Raw genomic sequence first — 17,708 nt, 5'->3', positions numbered from 1 at the left:
CTATGGCCGCTTTTCCCGTACCTCGGCCGGGCCCGATGCTCATCAGCCGATCGATTCTCGTACACCCACAGACCGGGTGATCAACTGGGTGGCGGCTCACCGTAGCCATAGGAACCCCGGGCCGGGCCCGGGGGCCGTAGGTCACCCGCGCCATCACCGCGACCGTTCCCGCCATGACGACGACTGCAGTGATCACTCATCTGACGAACGGGTCGCGCAGGGTCGGACAGCCGGTGCTGGAGATTCACCTATCTCCAGACGCGGCCAGTCGGCGAGGTCTCGCAGCAGTTGCCGGTCGTGCGTGGCGACGACGACGGCGGCGCTCGTGTCGCGGATCGCATCGGTCAGCTCGTCGACCAGCGCCGACGACAGGTGATTGGTCGGCTCGTCGAGCAGGATCAGCCCGGGCCGACCGGCCAGCGCGAGCGCCAAGTCGAGGCGCCGCTGCTGTCCCTGCGACATCCGCCCGACCGGCGTGCGCATCGCATCGGAGTCCAGCAGTCCGAGCGCCCCGAGAGGGACGGCGTCGGCGTCGCGCAGTGCCTCGCGGGCCACCAGCCGTCCCACATGGCGGGCGTACACCTCGCGGGCGGTGAGTCCGGGCTCCTGCTTGGCGGTCTCCTGGGTGACCCGGGCGATCCGTGCCCCCTGCGCCGTCCGGACGTGCCCGTCGGTGGGCTCGAGCGAACCGGCCAGCACCGCGAGCAGCGTGGACTTTCCAGCACCGTTCGGTCCGGTGATGAGCAGCCGGTCGCCCCCGTCGAGGGTGAGGTCGACCGGACCGGCCAGCCGCCCGTCGACGGTGACGCCATGCGCACGCAACTGCGGCGCTCCCGGCCGGACGCCCAGGTTCGGCCACCGTAACGCCGGCGGCGGCTCCGGCACGTCGATCCGGTGCGCCCGCAGGGCGTCCTGCTGGCGGTTCAGGGCCTGCACGACGCCTGGTGCGCGGGACTGGCGCTGGTGCTTGCCAGTTCCCTTGTCCGGCCGCCAGCCGGTGGAGAGCCGGTCGCGGGCCTTCGACACCGCCTCCTGCAGCCGCCGGTGCTCGGCCTGCTGCTGCTCGTGGTCCTGCTCCCAGCGCTCACGCTCGCGACGCCGGGCGTCCTGCCAGGCGTCATAGCCGCCGGCGTACAGCCGCGGCTTCCCGTCGCGGGCCGGGTCGAGGTCGAGGAACCGGTCCGCGACGTCGCGCAGCAGCGCCCGGTCGTGGCTGACGACGGCGAGGCCGCCATCGTGCTCACGCAGCCTGCGGGTCAGGAAGTCCAGCCCGCCGGCGTCGAGGTGGTTGGTCGGCTCGTCGAGCAGCAGCACGTCGTGCCGCGCGCCGAGCAGGCACGCCAGCCGCACCCGGTAGCGCTGGCCGACCGACAGCATCACCAATGGACGGTCGCGGTCGGTGCAAGCGCCGAGGGCCTCGAGGGCGACGTCGATACGGCGTTCGGCATCCCACGCGTCGAGCCGGGTGGCGGCGTCGAGTGCGGCGGCGTAGCGGTCGTCGGCAGTGGGATCGCCCTCGGTCATGGCGAGGGTCGCCTCCTCCAGCGCGCCGAGGGCCGCGAGCGACGCGGCCAGTGCCTCGGACGTCAGGGTGGCGACGGTCTCACCGTCTCGCGCGGACAGCTCCTGGCGGGCCAGGCCGATCGTGCCGGCCCGGTGCACGGTGCCTTCGTCTGGCGCGATCAGTCCGGCGAGGACGTGCAGCAGCGTCGTCTTGCCACGGCCGTTCTCGCCGACGACGGCGACCCGCGACCGGGCGGAGACAGTGATCGAGACGTCGTTCAGGATGCGCCGGGACCCGCGGGTGACGGTGACGCTCGTGGCGCGGACGTGTGCGCTGTCGCCCGCCTCGACGGGCAGGGACATGGTTTCGGGATTCGGGGTGAGGTTCAACGGTGCTCCGCAGCTCGCAGTGGAGCCGGGCAGCAGCAAGCGGCCGCCCGGCGGAAACCGGGACGGCGAGCGCGGATTCAGCAGGAAGAAGGCGCCGCCGTCAGCGGGCGGAGCGGACCTTCTGCGACCAGATACCTCGTGCCATGACGGTTACGTTAGCAGCCCCGACGCCCCCCGCTCATCCGGATTTCGCCCGCTCATGGCGCGTTCGATCTTCTCGCTCGGATACGGCGTTGTCCTGCTGGTGCCGTACAGGTCCCAGTAGAAGTCGTTCATGGCCGCCGCCACGGGAGCGTACCGGCGGATCACCGCGGCAGCAGCCGGTGGCGCACCGGCAGGATCCGCACCGGCCGCGCACGCGCGGATGTACTCGTTGCGCTGTACCGGTCCGCCTTCTCGTGGCGCCGCCACCCCGCAGACATTGGTGACGAGCCAGTTGACCAGCCGCATCAGCGCGTACCCGATGTCGTGGGTCCGGTTGCGCTCCAGGAATTCGATCTCCTGCTTGGACAGGTCGAACCGAGAGGAGGTCGCCAGCCCGAGGTCGGCGATGTACAGGCGTTCACCATCGGTGAGGATGTTGCCGAAGTGGCCGTCGAAGTGCATCAACTCCCGGCCGTTCATGAAGGCCATGTCGGTGAGCAGGCACGACTCGACCATGGCGCTTGCCGCTATCGCAGCGTCCTGGCCGGCGGTGAGCTGAGCGGCGAGCCAGTCATCGAGGTTGTGCGGGATGAACTCCTGGAACAGCACGATGCCGGCCGAGGCGCGGGCAAGGGCGTGGAGACGATCCCGTACCGCCGGCGATCCATCCCAGTACTGCACGACGGCCTCGACGTCGGCGTGCTCCTCGGTGGGCGGCGGTGCTCCCGGCAGCACCCGCCAGTGATACAGCAGCGGAAAGGCCGCACTGCGACCGGCCAGGACCCAGTTGGTCGTCATGACGTTGGCCGCGAGTTCACGCCATGCACCGAAGCCCGGCCCGGCGACCTCGACGAGTCCGTACTGGCAGATCGCAGGCACCCCGAACAGGTTCGCCGTGGACATCACGTTGCCCGGCTGGCGCTCCAGGTCGGTCAGTGGGATGCGCTTGGCGAAGACCGGCACGCCATCGACGTCCAGCAGCACCGAGGTACCACCGATCCCCGAGCCCAGAATCTGCGCCTGCTCCAGTGACTCACCGAGCTGCCGGTCGCTGTGCAAGGCCAACGCGCTCGCGACATCGCTGTATCTGCTGACACGCTCACTTTGGGACATGTCCAACCGTGTGTCTTGCGGTTCCAATGGCAGGCACCCCTCTGATCGACTTCGCGTTCGAGACGCTACACCCGTAGGGGATGGGTCTTTCCGGTTCATCCCGCGGCGCGGCGATGACCTCGTCACCGGCGCACAGCACCCCGCGGGAGATCAGGGTGGCCTGGGATGGCGCTCCCCGCCGGTCGTCGTCCCTGTTCAACGCGCCGGTGAATCCTTTCCGGCGCGGGGTTTCGGCGGCGGTCAGACCCGCCGCCGAAGCACCTACGACAACGATTCGAGATGGTTCACGGCGGGGTCAGCGTGATCGCCAGGGCCGGGCAGATACGGGCGGCCTCACGGACGTCCTCCTGCAGTCCGGGTTCCGGGTTGTCCTGCAGGAGGACGACGATGCCGTCGGCGTCGCGTTGGTCGAACACCCCAGGTGAGCTGAGTACGCACTGCCCGGAGCCGATGCAGGCGTCCTGGTCGATGGTGATCTTCATGCGTTTCTCCTTGTGTGATTCACCAGGTGACGGGTAGCTCGCGCACCCCGTAGAAGACCGCGTTCTCTTTGAACGTCAGCTGTTCCAGCGGTACGGCCAGGGCCAGTGTGGGGATGCGCCGGTAGAGGGTGCTGTAGACGACCTGCAGTTCCACTCGGGCCAGTGACTGGCCCAGACACTGGTGGGCGCCGAAACCGAAGGCGACATGGTGGCGGGCCTTGCGGTGGACATCGAGGGCGTCGGGGTCGGGGAAGGCCGAGGGGTCCCGGTTGGCGATGCTTTTCACCGCGATGATGCCGTCGCCTCTGCGGATGAGCCGGCCTCCGATCTCGAGATCTTCCCGCGCGACGCGGCGGGCTTCGGTATGGGTGATGGACAGGTAGCGCAGGAGCTCTTCGGCGGCGTTGGCCACCAGTGCGGGGTCTTCGCTGTCGCGGACCGCGCTCAACTGGTCCGGGTGCGCCAGCAGCGCGGCCGTGCCCAGCGCGATCATGGTCGCGGTGGTGTCGTGCCCGGCCACCAGAAGGAGTTGACCGGCCGTGGCGATCTCACGCCGGGTCATCGCGCCGGTCCGGTACTGCTCGACGGCCAGCCTGCTGAACAGGTCGTCGCCCGGCTCGGCATTCTTGCTGTCCACCAACTCCTCCAGGTAGGCATTCAGCTCCTCGCTGGCGGCCATGGCCTGTTCAGGGTCGGGCTCGTCCATGACGAGCGTGCGAGACACCCGGTGGAAGAGATCGCGGGCGGTATAGGGCGCGCCCAGCAGTTCGCAGATCACCAGTGAGGGAACCGGTAGCGCGAACGCCTCCACCAGGTCGACCGGGTTCGGGCCGGCGAGCATCTCATCGATGAGGTCATCGACGATCCGTTGGATCCGGGGCCGCAACGCCTCCATCCTTCTGATCATGAAGTCCGAGGTCAGAAGCCGCCGCTGGGCGATGTGCTCCGGCGCATCCATCTGCATCAGCGTCTTCATGTGCGCGTCGCGTGCCTTGCTCACCGCGTTGGTGTGCGGGAAGCCGGGGTGCGCCACGTCGACGCTGACACGCGGATCGGCGAGCAGCGCACGCACATCCGCATGGCGGGTGACCATCCACGGGGTGCTGCCATCCCACAGCCTCACTCGTGAAACCGGCGCCTCTTCGAGTCGTCGGCTCAACTCCGGCGACGGGTCGAAGGGACACCCCGTCGCACGGGCCATCGGAAACGTCGGCATCTCTGGCAGGGCGTCAGCCATGGCATCTCCTCGCATCGAATGCGGTCATTGGGGGATCTCGGGCACGTGGTGAACGGGCGATTGGAAACCCGAACCGGACATTTCAGCCCGGAAGGGTGGACGTCATGTCGGTCAGTGATCGCGACAAGTCACGGGCCCTGTTGGAGCGGAGTGCGGTCGGCCGGATCTGCGGGCTCCGGGCGGCTTGAACGGTCCGCCGCGCGTGCGGTGATGGCACCGATCGCGCAGATGATCGCGAATCCGAACAGTACGTACCGTGCCGAGTCGAGCATCGACGGGTCGCCGAGATTGACCAGGACTCCGGCCACGGCCGTGCCGAACGCGATCGACAGGCTCGTCACGGTGGCGATCGCCGCGGCGGCCCTGCGTCCTTCCTCTGGATCCTGGGTGCTGGACATGGCAGCCACGGACAGGTGCGGGTAGGCCAGGCCGATGCCGGAACCCGCGATGAACAGCACCGGCACCCAGATGAGCACCAGCCAGATCGGCGCGTCCTCGCGCTGCAGCAGCCCCTGGAGGAGGAAACCGGCCGCCAGGAGCAGCGGGCCGATGATGCGCAAACGGCCTACCGTGCGCTCCCTGGTGGCCGAGGAGCTGCCGAGCTGGGTCAGCGACCAGCCGAGCGAGATGGCCGCCCCGAACAGGCCGGCCGCGAGCGGGGGCAGCCCGCCCAGCTGCTGGCCGAACAGCGGGACGAACGACTCGACCGCGACGCCGAAGGCCAGTAGCCCGAGCGTCAGGTAGATCCACTTCAGTGGTGACCCGGCCTGGTAGGTCGTGCGCGGGAAGACCCGCAGCTCGCTGCGCCGTTCGTAGGCGACGAAGGCGGCCACCAGCAGCAGTGCCACCACGATGCCGCCCGCCATCGCTATAGTGCCGGGCAGCACTCCGGCCAGGCTGACGGCCGCGGTGGCCGCCGTGACCAGCAGCAGCGACACGGCCGGGACCGGCGCCCGCGCGTCGCTGCGTTCGCCGCGCGGCAGCACCCGGGGCACGACCGCGCAGCACGCCGCCGCGATCACCGCCATCGCCACGAACGCCAGGCGCCACGAGCCGAACTGGGCGAACAGGCCGCCGAGCGCCGGGCCGACGAAGTTGCCGACGCCGTACATCGCCGACATCAGGGCGTTGCCGCGGGTCCACAGCCGGCGTGGCAGGGCAGAGCGGATGGCGGCGAACCCCAGCCCGGAAAGCACCCCCGCCCCGAGTCCCTGGACGCCGCGGCCGGCCAGCAGTACCGGCATCGCAGGGCTCGCCGCACAGGCCAGCGAGCCCGCCAGGAACACGGCGAAGCCGAGGCGGTATGCGCCGACGTTCCCCCAGCGGGCCAGGAGCCGACTGACCAGCATCGTCGCGATCACCATGGCGACGAGGTAGATCGTCATGTTCCACGCGTAGAAGCCGGCGCCGCCGATGTCGGCCACCGCGGTCGGCAGCAGACTCGAAGCCAGATAGATATTGACCGCACCGACGAGCACTCCGCCCGCCAGCACGATCGCAGCTCCAAGATGTTCGGGGCCCAGCAGTTCCCGCCAGGAAGGCGGGGCGGGGGGTGAATCGGGAATCACGCGGTCATCTCCGTCGGTTCGCCGGGGACCGCGGTGGGCTCTCCGGGTTCGGACTCGCCGGCCACGGCCATGGAGGCGTTGCGCGCATCGATCCGTCCGCGGCGCGGCCGTCGGCCGCGGGCCTCGATGGCAGGCTCCGCGCTGGGCTGCTCGTTGTCATCAGCACTCATGACTTCAAGGCTGTCGTTGAACCGAGCCCGGAGACTTTTCGCCGCCTTCCGTGGACGGTTCTGGGCCGGAAGCCGGGAAAGCCTCAAGCCCCGGTCGAACCATGTCGCTCCGCTCCCCGTCGGCGAGCGAGCGGCCGGCGATCTTCTTGATCAGCAGCAAGGCCGGCGTGTAGTCGGGGTTGGCGTAGCTCCAGCCCGGCCCCGGCTCAAACTTCGCCGGCTTGGACAACGCCGGCCGTACCAGCTCCTGCGGCCGGTAGGAACGGAACCGGTTGCCCACCCACGCCTTTGACGGGGTCCCCGTGGCAACGACGCGGGAAACATCGGTTATGCAGGTCAGCGGTTAACCTTCCAAGCTGTGCCCGAAGGTCCTCAAGGAGCTCGGACCTGCATATCCGTTGAAAATTTCGCCGATGCTGCCGGACCCCAGCCCCTGGCGCAGATATTCGAGTCGACGCCTACTCAGGCGGTGTCGCCACCATCGGCGAGCAAGGTGCTGCCCGTCATGAAGGCGGACAGGTCCGACGCGCAGAACAGGACGACGCGCGCGATGTCGTCAGGAACACCGACCCGGCTGATCGGGCTGTTCAGCATGAGGTCGGTCGGCGGGACGTCGTCGCCCATCACGGCCGCGGCCATCATCATGTTGCCCTCCGTGGGGACGAAGCTCGGTGCCACTCCGAGCACGCGGATGCCCAGCGGGGCGAGTTCGAGGGCCAGCTCGCGCGTGAGACCGCGGGCGGCGTGCTTCGAGCCGACGTAGGCGGCCAGGCCCGGCGCGCTCCCGCGGAAACCGGCGGTGGAGACGATGTTCACGATGACACCGCCCGTGCCCGCCGCCGACATCCGCCGTGCCGCCTCACGCGCACCGACGAAGACACCGCGCGCGTTCACGTCGAACACCTTGTCCCACGTCTCCTCGCTCATCTCCAGCAGGGGGACGCTCGGGAAGATCCCGGCGTTGTTCACCCAGACGTCCAAGCCGCCGAGTTCGGCGACCGCGCGGTCGGCCGCCGCGGCCACGGCCGCCGCGTCCGTGACATCCATGGCGGCGCCGATCGCGCGTACCCCATGGCTCTCTGCGACCTGCTTGGCAGCGGTCACGGCGAGATCTTCGTCGATGTCGCCGATCAGCAGATCGGCTCCCGCCTCGGCCAGGCGGAGCGCGATCGCCTTGCCCAGACCGCGACCGCCACCGGTCACGACCGCACGTCGCCCTTGCAGGGAAACGAGCTCGGCCAGGGACTTGCTCGACACATCGGCAGTGGACATGAAGGGTCTCCTCGGTTTCTTCAGAGAACGGGGCGGCACCAGGCGAAGCGGACCGGGCCGGCGTGGGGAGTGGTGCCGGCAGCCTGAGTCCTCATCTGCCGCCGCTCTCGTTGATGCGGTAGTGGGCGTTCAACAGCGGCCAGGTCACCTCGGCCATCTCGGCCGAGGTACGGCAACACCCGCCCTCGAGCCAGTCCACGGCCACTCCGATGAGCGCGCCCGCGGTGAACGAGGCCGTCACGTCATGCGGGACGCGCTCCGGCCACCCGCTGGTGTCGGCATGCGCCAGGCGCTCATGGACGACCGCGGCGATGCGGCGGCGGATGTGACCGGCGACGCGTGCGCTGCCTTCCGACCCCAGCAGTGCGCGATACAGCCCCGTGTGCTCGGCCAGGCTGCCGAAGAACGCCGCCAGCGACTCGATCGCCTCCCGCGCCAGGTCCGGCGAGTCCAGGGCGGGGCCGGGCAGGGACTCGATCAGGTCGTCGATCATCGCGGTGCAGGCGTCCTCGGCCAGTTCGTGAACGTCCCGGTAGTGGTCGTAGAAGGCGGAGCGGCTCACTCCAGCGCCTTCGGCGACGTCCGAGACGCTGATCCGGGACAGGTCGCGCTCCTCGACCAGCTCCATCAGCGCATGTGCCAAGGCTGATCGAGTCCGGCGTACGCGCCGGTCGCCCGACGGGGTGTTGCTCTCTCTGGCGGTGACCATGCCCGCCAGCCTATCCGATAAACGACACTTGTCAGTTTACTTGCACTTGTAGGTTAATGTGGCAGCGGGATGACGAAGGGATATCGACCTATGAACCACGCCTCGTGACCGCGCCCGGACATGTGCTGATCGTCGGTGCGTCCGCCGCCGGGCTGAGCACGGCGGAGGCGCTGCGGCGCAACGGCCACCAGGGCCGGCTGACCCTGCTGGACGCCGAGCCCCACCTGCCCTACGACCGGCCCCCGCTGTCGAAGCAGGTGCTGGCGGGGGCCTGGGAGCCGGAACGGGCCCGGCTGCGCGGCCAGGCGCAGTTGGAGGCGCTGGGGGCGGAGTTCGTCCGGGGCGAGGCCGCGGTCGCGCTGGACGCGGCTGAGCGGGCCGTCGTCACCGCCTCCGGCCGGGTGCTGCGCGGCGACGCCGTCGTCATCGCCACCGGCCTGACCCCGTGCCGCCTGCCCGGCCAGGACGGGCTGGCGGGCGTACACGTGCTGCGCGGCCTGGACGACGCGCTCGCCCTGCGCACCCGGCTGACCGCCGGCACGCGCCTGGTGGTCGTCGGCGAGGGTGTGCTGGGCGGGGAGATCGCCGCCACCGCCCGCGGCCTGGACCTGGAGGTCACCCTCGCCGGCATGGGACACGCCGTGCTCGGTGACCAGCTCGGCGCCGAGGTCGGCGGCCTCCTCACCCGGACGCACGCCGAGCGCGGGGTCCGGCTGCGGCTCGGCGCCGCCGTCGACGCGCTGACCGGCGAGACCGGCCGGGTGACGGGCGTACGGCTGGCCGGCGGGGAACTGCTGCCCGCCGACGCCGTCGTGGTGGCCGTCGGCTGCCGCCCGGCGACCGGCTGGCTGGAGGGCAGCGGGCTCACGCTGGGCGACGGCGTGGAGTGCGACGCGCGCTGCCGTGCCGCCGAGGGCGTCTACGCCGTCGGGGACGTGGCCTCGTTCGTCCACGAAGGGCTCGGCAGGCGGCTGCGGCTGGAGAACCGGACCAACGCCACCGAGCAGGCCCAGACGGTGGCGGCGAACATCCTCGGTGCGGATCGCCCGTACGCGCCGATCCCGTACTTCTGGACCGACCAGTACGACGTCAAGATCCAGGCCCACGGCCTGCCGTCACCGGTGGCCGAGGTGACCATCGCCGAGGGCGACCCGGAGCAGCGCCGCTTCGCCGCCCTTTACCGCGAGGACGGCCGGGTCACCGGCGTCCTCGGCTGGAACATGCCCAAGCAGGCCCGCCTCCTGCGCCAGCGGACATTGGCCACCCCGCCGCTCCCGCCCGCCTGAGGAACATCTGAAGGAGACATCGCATGAGTGCCGACGAGCAGGTCCTGAACTACCCGATCCCGAACGACGCCGCGCTCGACCCGCCCGCCGAATGGGCCGAACTGCGCGGCAAGTGCCCGGTCGCCCACGTGACCTTGCCCAGTGGTGACCGGGCGACGCTGCTGACCCGGTACGAGGACGTCAAGCAGGTGCTCGCCGACCCGCGCTTCACCCGCCTGCTGAACGCGCCCGACGCGGCCCGGCTGTCGGCCACCGAGGACGGCGGGTTGTTCAACAGCGAGATGGCGACGATCATCCCGGACGGCGGGGAGGAGCACCAGCACTGGCGGCGGCTGGTCGGCAAGTGGTTCACCGCCAAGCGGATGAACGCCCTGCGCCCGGTGATGGCCCAGATCGCCGAGGACCTCATCGACGACATGGTCAGGTGCGGCGCCCCCGGCGATCTGAAGGCGTCCCTGGGCTTCCCGCTGCCGGTGTACGTCATCTGCGACATGCTCGGCGTGCCCGCCGAGGACCGCGACCGGTTCTCCTACTGGTCCGACACGCTGCTCAACCTCACCCGCTACGGCAAGGAGGAGATCGAGGCGGCCCAGGCAGAGTTCTTCCAGTACATGTCCGACCACCTGGCCGCCAAGCGGTCCGAGCCGGGGGAGGACCTGCTGAGCGAGCTGATCGCGGCCGGCGGCCCGGAGGACGGCGGCCTGAACGACCTGCAGATCCTGGTCACCGGCATGGCGTTGCTGGTCGCCGGGCACGAGACCACCGCCAACATGATCGGCAAGATGGTCTCCATGCTGCTGGCCGACCGCAGCCGGTGGGAGGCGCTGCTCGCCGACCCGTCGCTGATCCGCACGGCGGTGGAGGAGTCGCTGCGCCTGGACGCCAACTCCGGCTTCGGCCTGCCCCGATACCTGAAGGAGGAGACCGAGGTCAGTGGTGAGCACCTGCCCAAGGGGACCACGGTCATCTGCAGCATGGCCGCCGCCAACCGGGACGTGAGCGCGTTCGAGGACGCCGAGCGGTTCGACCTGACCCGCAGCCCGAACCCGCATCTGGCGTTCGGCGCCGGCGCCCACTCCTGCCTCGGGCAGGCGCTGGCCCGTACCGAGCTGCAGGTCGTGCTGGAAGTGCTGCTGCGCAAGCTGCCGAGCCTGGAGCTGGCGGTGCCGGTGGAAGAGCTGGAGCGGGTGGAAGGGCTGGCCGTCGGCGGCCTGCGCACCGTTCCCGTCCGCTGGTGACCCGAGACGAACGAGGAGGTAACACCATGAAAGTCGCCATTGATGAGGACAAGTGCTGCGGCGCCGGCCAGTGCGTGCTGATCGCACCCGAGGTGTTCGACCAGCGTGACGACGACGGCATCGTCATCCTGCTGGAGCCCGAGCCGGACGCCGACCAGCACGCCGCGGTCCGGGAGTCCGCCGCGGTCTGCCCGGCGTTCGCCATCGAGGTGACCGAGGAGGCGTGAGCAGGAGGCGCGCGGCATCCTGCGGGGCGGACTGTTCGGCCAGGCTCGATGGCACGGCAGCGGCGATGCTGCCGTCGCGCCTGGCCGAACAGTCCGCCTTCGTCATGGTCGCCGTCAGCGGCAAGCGGGTGGAGCCGGACGGCGGGTCGTCCCGGCAGATGGCGGAGGCGCCGGTCTACGCCCGCGTCCGCGCAAATCACCGATGGTGCCCCACATGCCCGGGGGCCGGGGAACCCGCCGCCCCCGCGCTGGTCCTCTAGAGAATGTCGAGCCCGATGCCGCCGATGCCGATCAGGCCACCCACCCCGACACCGTGACCGACCCCGCTGCCCGAGCTCTCGTAGTAGCCGCCGCCGTAGTAGCCGCCGCCGAACAGGTCACTGAGAGGGTCGGCCGCTGCGTGGGCTGAGCCGGCAGCCGCAGGCGAGGCCAGAACGGCGCCGACGCCGATCAGCGTGGCGACGATCGTGGTGCGGTTCACGAGGTTCTCCTTCGAGCAGGGGTGTGCCGCCTACTGCGGACACCCTCTCCGGTTACTGCACGCCCCATACGACTACCCGGAGTGAGCGAGTCCAAGTTTGGCGGCATCCAGGCGTGTCCGCCCGAGTCGGACAACGGGAGGAGCGTCCGGCCTGGCCGGGGGCGTCGTCATGTCCGGCTCCTCGTAGGGCGATGGGGGCGGCGCCGGCTCTCTCAGCGTTTGTTGATCCACCAGAGCAGGACTGTCCCGTTGATGCTGGCGGAGGAGGTTTGGCCCACCGGTGCCCACGAGCCTCTCGTTTCCATACGCTCCCCATTCCGGTGGAGGTAGCTGGCGGCGATCTGGTGTTCCCCCGTGCCGCTCTGGCAGTAGCTGGAGACGCGGTCCGTCCTCCATGTTTCGGCTGTGCAACCCTCCGGGAGGGCGTGGGCGGGTGAGGCGGTGCCGACCAGCAGCCCGGCGGTCAGCAGTGCGGCGGCGGACAGGGCCGCAGTCCGGCTCTTTTTCACGTGCGCTTCCTCCAGTGCTTCGAAGGGCGAATGGCGCCAGGTGAACGTCTTCTTAGACAAGAAACTTTCCTAAATGGAAGATACCTTTCACCGAGGACGAGTCAATCCTCCTGAGAGGATCACAGTCCCGCGGGATCATCCGGGCAGCTACGCATTTACTGCGGCGGTGAATGTAAGGGGGCGGGCGGGGCGATCGAACTCGGGAGCGGCGGCGCGCTTCGGCCGCCGCGCGCCCGGCACCTCGCCGGACGCGACCCCGCCGCCCGACGCCGGGGCTGAGCCGCACACCAGCGCCCCGGGCGTACGGCGAGACATGACCGTCGAGTACGCCTTGCAGGTGGCCGGTAAACTCGACGGCTATGGCGGACACCCAGTACGAAGACCTGTTGCGGCTGGTACTCACCTCCGGGACGGCCAAAGCCGACCGGACGGGCACCGGTACCCGAAGTGTCTTCGGGCACCAACTACGCTACGACCTCTCGCAGGGATTTCCGCTGGTCACCACCAAAAAGGTGCATCTCAGATCCATCGTGTACGAGCTGCTGTGGTTCCTGCGCGGCGACTCGAACATCGGCTGGCTGCATAAGCACGGCGTCACCATCTGGGACGAGTGGGCCGACGCGAACGGCGAACTCGGCCCGGTTTACGGCGCACAGTGGCGCTCTTGGCCCGCCCCGGACGGCAGGCACATCGACCAGGTCAGCGAAGTTCTCGACACTCTGCGCCGGGACCCGGACTCCCGCCGGATGATCGTCTCCGCCTGGAACGTCGCCGAGCTGGACAAGATGGCTCTCGCGCCCTGTCACGCCTTCTTCCAGTTCTACGTCGCCGACGGCAAGCTCTCCTGCCAGCTGTACCAGCGCAGCGCGGACCTGTTCCTCGGCGTACCGTTCAACATCGCCAGCTACGCCCTGCTCACGCACATGGTGGCGCAGCAGGCCGGCCTCAAGCCGGGCGACTTCATCTGGACCGGCGGCGACTGCCACATCTACGACAATCATGTCGAGCAGGTGACCGAGCAGCTCTCGCGCACCCCGTTCGAGTTTCCCGGGTTGCGTCTGCGCCAAGCCGACTCGCTTTTCGACTACGCCTACGCCGATGTGGAGGTGCTCGACTACCGGCACCACCCGGCCATCAAAGCCCCGGTCGCGGTGTGAACGTCGGGCTGATCTGGGCGCAGACCCTCAATGGCGTGATCGGCGCGGACAACGGGATTCCGTGGCGACTGCCTGAGGACATGGCCCATTTCAAGGCAACCACCCTGGGTCATCCAGTGGTGATGGGGCGCAAGACATGGGATTCGCTGCCTCCGCGATTCCGGCCGCTGTCAGACAGGCGCAACATCGTGGTGACTCGCGATCCACACTGGGTGGTCGAAGGCGCAGAACGTGCCGGTTCCATCGCCCAGGCTCTGGAACTCGCAGCCGAACCGTCGGAGACAGCCGCCCCTGCGGCGGTATGGGTGATCGGTGGCGGGGAAATTTATCGTGCCGCCCTGGGGTACGCCACGATGCTCTCGGTGACTGAAGTCGACTTGACAGTGAACGGCGACACCTACGCCCCGACACTGGATTCGACGTGGAAAGTCGCCGAGGACAGAGGCTGGCAGTCCTCGACGTCCGGGCTGCGCTACCGTATCCGCAGATACACGCGGTGACAGTCAATTCACAACCCTGACCACCTCCTGAACCGGCCTCGGTGCTCAAACGCGAAGGTCACGGGCTTGGGCCTCCGGCCGACCGGCCGGAAGCCGCGGTCATCTCATCCTGCGGGGTGCGGGGGCTGGGCAGCGTCGCGGCACGGATGGCCAGGTCCAGATCGAGACGGCTGTTGATGTCCAGTTCGAAATAACGTGCGCGAGTGGCGCACCCTCCCGGGGAGTGAATCGCCTGCTCGGCCACGGCGGCCGGCAGCTCATGTATGTGATATATGGACCATTATCACGTACATGGGCTGCGTGATCCGTGAAAGGGCGAGGGGGCGGTTCCTGCGGCAGGCTGATCTGTCGGAGAACGGTCGAGCTGTGGTCGCTCCTGTTTCCGGCCCAGATCTCTACATCCGGAACTCGGGTGATCGCAAGGACGCTACCCGCCGCTGATCGCCTTGTCGGACCGCAGTGTCTGAGTGCGGGTCTGCAGGAACGTGCGCAGGTTCTGCGCCTCGGTGTCGGCCTTGGCGGTGTCGGCGTCCTCGTTCAGCTTGTAGGACGTGGCGAGATCGTTGAGCAGGCCGGATGCGGTGCCGTTGCCGAGCAGCTTGGCATACAGAGCACGATACTGCTCCTGGTAGACCTTCTTGAAGATGGCGTTCTTGAGGAACCTCTCCTTCAGAGGATGGCCGATGCGCATCATGCCTCCTTCTGGAGGCTGCTGAGGGCCGTCCTGGGGCGGGGTGAAACCTTGAGGCGGCTGGTCCTGCTGGTCCTGCTGGTCCTGCTGGGGGCGTCCCCGGCCGAAGCCCATCGTGACCGTGTCGTTCACACCGCTCTTGGCGTTACCGCTGAAGGCGAGGTTGAGGTCCCAGGTGATGACCTTGAACTTCTTGGTGTCCAGGTCGTACCACAGGTAGTAGTTGCGTCCGGGCCCGGCCATGTCGTCGAAGTTGACCATGAGGTTCTGCAGGACCAGATAACGGGCGAACGACTCCACGTCCAAACGCTCGCCCAGGCCTGCGGCGAATTCGGGGTCGGAGGCTTGGTTCACCCATTTGACCAGATCGATGACCGGCTGTAGATCCTGGCCGCCGACCTTGTTGATCTGCTTGAAGTCGTTGGTGTACCCGGTCTGGTCCTCGCCCTTGTAGCTGAAGGAGCTGCCGGCCAGCGACTTGTACAGCACGCCTTCGCCGAGGCCTTCGGCATAGCCCTCGTCGAGGTATTCCACGAGCAGACGCGGTGTCGAGGTGCGGCCGTTGACAGTGAAGGCGCTGTGGGCCGAACGCTGGGTGGGCTCACCGGAGGCGCCGACCAGTGCGATGCCCAGTGCCTCGTTCAGCATCGTCGTCGAGCCCATCGCGGCCGGCCGTACTGCCACCTGGCTGTGCCCCTGGTAGCGGCGGCCCTCCACGAACTCGTCGAAGCTGATCAGCCACGGCAGGTTCTCCGGCTCCTCACCCTTCAAAGACGCGCCGAACCCGCCACCTCTGGGCTGCTCGCCATTGCCCTGCTGCCCGACTGGCGGCGGCCCATTGCCCGGTGACCGGGAGCCTTCGGATGGCTCGCCGCCCTCGGGCGGCTGGAATCCCTCAGGTGGTTGGAAACCTTCGGGTGGTTGGAAGCCCTCGGGCATACCTCCGCGCCGCTGTCCGCCGCCGGGCATGCTCCGCTGCTTGGACTGTCCCTTCCAGGTCAGCCCGGACAGGGTGGAGTTGCCCTTGAGCCGGACGCCCACGCTGGGGATGCGGACGCCGTCGATGGTCAGGTCGGCTTCGAGGTACTTCTTCTCGCCGTCCTTGAAGTACTCGCTCAGCATGTCCTCATAGGCCGCGTCGGTGAAGGTGAGCTTCACCTCGTGCGCCACAGAGGTGTCGAACAGGTCCTTGGTGCCGGTCAGGTTCGTGATGACGGTCTCGGCCGTGGCGGCCTGGGAGATGGTGACGTAGGGGCGGATCATCCCGCTGCCGAGCACACCCCAGCACAGGGCCAGGAACGCCGCGCACAGCGCGACCAGCTTCCAGTTGTGCCGGAGTTTGACCGGAATACGATGCTTGAGCTGCGCCATGGTGCCGGCCTACAGGTCGCTCTGGTCGTACCCGGTCAGGACGGTGACCGACTGGCCGTGGTTGCGCTCGCGCAGCGCGGCCATCACATCGGCCGGCTCGCTGCCCTTCTTGATCTTCACGGTGTACATCAGCTCCGTCAGCGCGCCCCCGCGGATCGACTCCATACTGACCAGCTCGAACTCCTCGGTGTGCCGGATGAGCACGTCCTGGATGGCCGCGGTGTAGTCCTCGTCCGCGGGAACCTGCACCTTGACCACCTGCCGCCGCACGTTGAGCTGGAACCAGTTGAACCGGTGCATGACCACGATGATCAGCGAGATCGCCACGGCGGCGACGACGGCCAGCAGGTAGAAGCGGGTACCGACGGCCATCCCGACGCCCATGACGAGGAAGATGAACCCGACATCGCGCGTCTCCTTGATGGCGTTACGGAACCGCACCACCGACAACGCGCCGACCAGGGCGAAGGCACGGGCGATGTTCGAGCCGACGACCAGCATGATCAGCGAGATCAGCATGCCCAAGATGACCAGCGTCTGCACGTAGGACTGGCTGTAGGACACGTTGCGGTGCGTGGCCCGGTACACCCAGCCGATCATCGCGCTGAGCACGAACGACAGCGACATCGCGATCGCGATGTCGGCCACGCTGAACGTGCCGGACAGGTCCTGGAAGGAGAAGTCCATGGGGGGTCATGCCTCCGAGAGAACGGTCGGCCGGTGGCGGCCGAGATCGAGATCGTGGTCGGGGATGTGAAAGACCGAGCGAGGGGCCAGCCCGTGCGCCTCCACGCTCTGGCAGTACTTGGAGACCCGGACCACCTGCAGGTTCCGTTTGGCGGTCAGGTCGGTCAGCCAGTACGGCACCCGCTCGTTGGCCTTGACCTCCACGATGGACATGCGAGCGGGGACGATGAGCTTGTTCTCGGCGTCGGCGCCCAGGTGGAAGTCGCGGTCACGGCCCCGGATGCGGTGGTCGAAGGTGACGCGCAGGCCCACGTCGGCGTCGCGGCCCACGTAGGCGTGCCGGGTGTAACCGGTCATCGCGACAGCCCGCAGGTCCAAGCGCAAGGCGAGGTCGAGCACCTCTTGCAGGAACGCACGCTGGGATGGCTCGTGCTCGACCATCTGCCGGCCGTCGCACAGGCGCAGCGCGTCCCGGTAGGGCAGGCTTACCCGGCGCTTCTGGGTCACCCGGTTGACCCGCTGCTTGATCTCGACGAACACCGGTGTGTCGTCCTGCACGGCGAACCGATCGCCGTAGTGGCGCACCCGCAGCTTCCTGCGGAACTTCAGGCCCTCGATCTTCTCCCAGTAAAAGCGCAGCTGCCGGGTGTCGTAGTAGACGCTCCAGATGCCGTAACCCTCCTGGCCGCTGTGGCTGTCGCGATCCAGCCGCTGCTCGATCTCTTCCCTGAGCGCGGCCGCCTCCGATGCCTCCACGAGGTACTTGATCTCATACCGGTTGAAGGCGTGCAGCTTGCTCGGTGCCCGCAGCCGGTGACCTTGGTCACCAGCCGGTTCGGCGCCGGACACGCTTTGATCGCTGTCGCGAGCCGCGGAGACGGCTGGTTTGCGGAACCTTGCCAGCATGTTCCTCCTTTCGTCAGCACACATCTGACAGCACCAAGCTGGGAACAATGTGTGAACCGCATCCGAC

20 protein-coding genes are annotated in these 17,708 nt (G+C 68.6%); 6 read left to right on the top strand and 14 right to left on the bottom strand.

Features of this window, described 5'->3' with window-relative positions:
- Window positions 1-192 precede the first annotated feature (192 nt).
- The 9 genes from SROS_RS23895 to SROS_RS23865 all read right to left on the bottom strand — a co-directional run bounded on the left by SROS_RS23895 (window position 193) and on the right by SROS_RS23865 (window position 8,588).
- Window positions 193-1,866, bottom strand: a complete 1,674-nt coding sequence (locus tag SROS_RS23895; protein ID WP_218920032.1) for an ABC-F family ATP-binding cassette domain-containing protein — start codon at window positions 1,864-1,866, stop codon at window positions 193-195.
- A 177-nt stretch (window positions 1,867-2,043) separates the two neighbouring features.
- Entirely contained in the window at window positions 2,044-3,150 is a 1,107-nt protein-coding gene (locus SROS_RS23890) for a hypothetical protein (RefSeq protein ID WP_012891482.1), read from the bottom strand.
- Between the two features lie 284 nt (window positions 3,151-3,434).
- Window positions 3,435-3,632: a ferredoxin gene (locus SROS_RS23885; protein ID WP_012891481.1), complete on the bottom strand. Its 198-nt coding sequence runs from the start codon at window positions 3,630-3,632 to the stop codon at window positions 3,435-3,437.
- 19 nt (window positions 3,633-3,651) lie between these two features.
- Window positions 3,652-4,869 (bottom strand): cytochrome P450, encoded by a 1,218-nt coding sequence (locus SROS_RS23880; RefSeq protein ID WP_012891480.1) that lies wholly within the window; start codon window positions 4,867-4,869, stop codon window positions 3,652-3,654.
- Between the two features lie 128 nt (window positions 4,870-4,997).
- Window positions 4,998-6,437: an MFS transporter gene (locus SROS_RS23875; RefSeq protein ID WP_012891479.1), complete on the bottom strand. Its 1,440-nt coding sequence runs from the start codon at window positions 6,435-6,437 to the stop codon at window positions 4,998-5,000.
- The gene (locus tag SROS_RS51135) at window positions 6,434-6,607 is read right to left on the bottom strand and encodes a hypothetical protein (protein ID WP_012891478.1); all 174 of its coding nucleotides are present in this window, start codon (window positions 6,605-6,607) and stop codon (window positions 6,434-6,436) included. The genes SROS_RS23875 and SROS_RS51135 overlap by 4 nt, the downstream gene beginning before the upstream one ends.
- 4 nt (window positions 6,608-6,611) lie before the next feature.
- A complete protein-coding gene (locus tag SROS_RS49850) occupies window positions 6,612-6,887 on the bottom strand; it encodes a beta-lactamase family protein (protein ID WP_148269181.1) in 276 nt (91 codons plus the stop codon).
- Window positions 6,888-7,069: 182 nt separating this feature from the next.
- On the bottom strand, window positions 7,070-7,879 hold the full coding sequence (locus SROS_RS23870) for an SDR family NAD(P)-dependent oxidoreductase (RefSeq protein ID WP_012891477.1): 810 nt from the start codon (window positions 7,877-7,879) through the stop codon (window positions 7,070-7,072).
- Between the two features lie 91 nt (window positions 7,880-7,970).
- Window positions 7,971-8,588 carry a TetR/AcrR family transcriptional regulator gene (locus tag SROS_RS23865; RefSeq protein ID WP_012891476.1) on the bottom strand — a complete coding sequence of 206 codons (618 nt, stop codon included), beginning with the start codon at window positions 8,586-8,588 and terminating at the stop codon, window positions 7,971-7,973.
- 104 nt (window positions 8,589-8,692) lie between these two features.
- Between SROS_RS23865 and SROS_RS23860 the strand changes: the two genes are divergently transcribed.
- The 4 genes from SROS_RS23860 to SROS_RS23845 are packed head-to-tail and all read left to right on the top strand — an operon-like array spanning window position 8,693 to window position 11,599.
- A complete protein-coding gene (locus tag SROS_RS23860; RefSeq protein ID WP_012891475.1) occupies window positions 8,693-9,874 on the top strand; it encodes an NAD(P)/FAD-dependent oxidoreductase in 1,182 nt (393 codons plus the stop codon).
- A gap of 23 nt (window positions 9,875-9,897) precedes the next feature.
- Entirely contained in the window at window positions 9,898-11,112 is a 1,215-nt protein-coding gene (locus SROS_RS23855; RefSeq protein ID WP_012891474.1) for a cytochrome P450, read from the top strand.
- A 26-nt stretch (window positions 11,113-11,138) separates the two neighbouring features.
- Window positions 11,139-11,339 carry a ferredoxin gene (locus tag SROS_RS23850; protein ID WP_012891473.1) on the top strand — a complete coding sequence of 67 codons (201 nt, stop codon included), beginning with the start codon at window positions 11,139-11,141 and terminating at the stop codon, window positions 11,337-11,339.
- The gene (locus SROS_RS23845; RefSeq protein WP_148269179.1) at window positions 11,336-11,599 is read left to right on the top strand and encodes a hypothetical protein; all 264 of its coding nucleotides are present in this window, start codon (window positions 11,336-11,338) and stop codon (window positions 11,597-11,599) included. The genes SROS_RS23850 and SROS_RS23845 overlap by 4 nt, the downstream gene beginning before the upstream one ends.
- On the opposite strand, the gene SROS_RS23840 is transcribed toward SROS_RS23845, so the two are convergent.
- Both SROS_RS23840 and SROS_RS23835 read right to left on the bottom strand, forming a co-directional pair.
- The gene (locus SROS_RS23840) at window positions 11,596-11,820 is read right to left on the bottom strand and encodes a hypothetical protein (protein ID WP_012891471.1); all 225 of its coding nucleotides are present in this window, start codon (window positions 11,818-11,820) and stop codon (window positions 11,596-11,598) included. The genes SROS_RS23845 and SROS_RS23840 overlap by 4 nt on opposite strands.
- Before the next feature lie 212 nt (window positions 11,821-12,032).
- On the bottom strand, window positions 12,033-12,389 hold the full coding sequence (locus SROS_RS23835; protein ID WP_012891470.1) for a hypothetical protein: 357 nt from the start codon (window positions 12,387-12,389) through the stop codon (window positions 12,033-12,035).
- A 299-nt stretch (window positions 12,390-12,688) separates the two neighbouring features.
- On the opposite strand from SROS_RS23835, the gene SROS_RS23830 reads away from it, so the two are divergent.
- Window positions 12,689-13,486 carry a thymidylate synthase gene (locus SROS_RS23830; protein WP_012891469.1) on the top strand — a complete coding sequence of 266 codons (798 nt, stop codon included), beginning with the start codon at window positions 12,689-12,691 and terminating at the stop codon, window positions 13,484-13,486.
- Window positions 13,483-13,986, top strand: coding sequence for a dihydrofolate reductase (locus tag SROS_RS23825; protein ID WP_012891468.1), 504 nt, complete (start codon window positions 13,483-13,485; stop codon window positions 13,984-13,986). The genes SROS_RS23830 and SROS_RS23825 overlap by 4 nt, the downstream gene beginning before the upstream one ends.
- Before the next feature lie 427 nt (window positions 13,987-14,413).
- Here the strand turns inward: SROS_RS23825 and SROS_RS23820 are convergent, their stop codons facing one another.
- The 3 genes from SROS_RS23820 to SROS_RS23810 are packed head-to-tail and all read right to left on the bottom strand — an operon-like array spanning window position 14,414 to window position 17,641.
- Window positions 14,414-16,048 (bottom strand): CotH kinase family protein, encoded by a 1,635-nt coding sequence (locus tag SROS_RS23820; RefSeq protein WP_012891467.1) that lies wholly within the window; start codon window positions 16,046-16,048, stop codon window positions 14,414-14,416.
- Between the two features lie 9 nt (window positions 16,049-16,057).
- Entirely contained in the window at window positions 16,058-16,735 is a 678-nt protein-coding gene (locus SROS_RS23815; protein WP_012891466.1) for a DUF4956 domain-containing protein, read from the bottom strand.
- A gap of 6 nt (window positions 16,736-16,741) precedes the next feature.
- A complete protein-coding gene (locus tag SROS_RS23810) occupies window positions 16,742-17,641 on the bottom strand; it encodes a polyphosphate polymerase domain-containing protein (protein ID WP_012891465.1) in 900 nt (299 codons plus the stop codon).
- Window positions 17,642-17,708 lie beyond the last annotated feature (67 nt).

The sequence above is a fragment of the Streptosporangium roseum DSM 43021 genome, assembly GCF_000024865.1.
GTDB lineage: Bacteria > Actinomycetota > Actinomycetes > Streptosporangiales > Streptosporangiaceae > Streptosporangium > Streptosporangium roseum.
This window is presented reverse-complemented; position numbering and strand designations above follow the sequence as displayed.

What these genes read in the sequence shown, in the direction of transcription:
- SROS_RS23895 (WP_218920032.1), bottom strand. Translation starts at nt 1,866, where the DNA reads ATGTCCCTGCCCGTCGAGGCGGGCGACAGCGCACACGTCCGCGCCACG.
- SROS_RS23890 (WP_012891482.1), bottom strand. Translation starts at nt 3,150, where the DNA reads ATGTCCCAAAGTGAGCGTGTCAGCAGATACAGCGATGTCGCGAGCGCG.
- SROS_RS23885 (WP_012891481.1), bottom strand. Translation starts at nt 3,632, where the DNA reads ATGAAGATCACCATCGACCAGGACGCCTGCATCGGCTCCGGGCAGTGC.
- SROS_RS23880 (WP_012891480.1), bottom strand. Translation starts at nt 4,869, where the DNA reads ATGGCTGACGCCCTGCCAGAGATGCCGACGTTTCCGATGGCCCGTGCG.
- SROS_RS51135 (WP_012891478.1), bottom strand. Translation starts at nt 6,607, where the DNA reads ATGAGTGCTGATGACAACGAGCAGCCCAGCGCGGAGCCTGCCATCGAG.
- SROS_RS23870 (WP_012891477.1), bottom strand. Translation starts at nt 7,879, where the DNA reads ATGTCCACTGCCGATGTGTCGAGCAAGTCCCTGGCCGAGCTCGTTTCC.
- SROS_RS23865 (WP_012891476.1), bottom strand. Translation starts at nt 8,588, where the DNA reads ATGGTCACCGCCAGAGAGAGCAACACCCCGTCGGGCGACCGGCGCGTA.
- SROS_RS23855 (WP_012891474.1), top strand. Translation starts at nt 9,898, where the DNA reads ATGAGTGCCGACGAGCAGGTCCTGAACTACCCGATCCCGAACGACGCC.
- SROS_RS23850 (WP_012891473.1), top strand. Translation starts at nt 11,139, where the DNA reads ATGAAAGTCGCCATTGATGAGGACAAGTGCTGCGGCGCCGGCCAGTGC.
- SROS_RS23830 (WP_012891469.1), top strand. Translation starts at nt 12,689, where the DNA reads ATGGCGGACACCCAGTACGAAGACCTGTTGCGGCTGGTACTCACCTCC.
- SROS_RS23820 (WP_012891467.1), bottom strand. Translation starts at nt 16,048, where the DNA reads ATGGCGCAGCTCAAGCATCGTATTCCGGTCAAACTCCGGCACAACTGG.
- SROS_RS23815 (WP_012891466.1), bottom strand. Translation starts at nt 16,735, where the DNA reads ATGGACTTCTCCTTCCAGGACCTGTCCGGCACGTTCAGCGTGGCCGAC.
- SROS_RS23810 (WP_012891465.1), bottom strand. Translation starts at nt 17,641, where the DNA reads ATGCTGGCAAGGTTCCGCAAACCAGCCGTCTCCGCGGCTCGCGACAGC.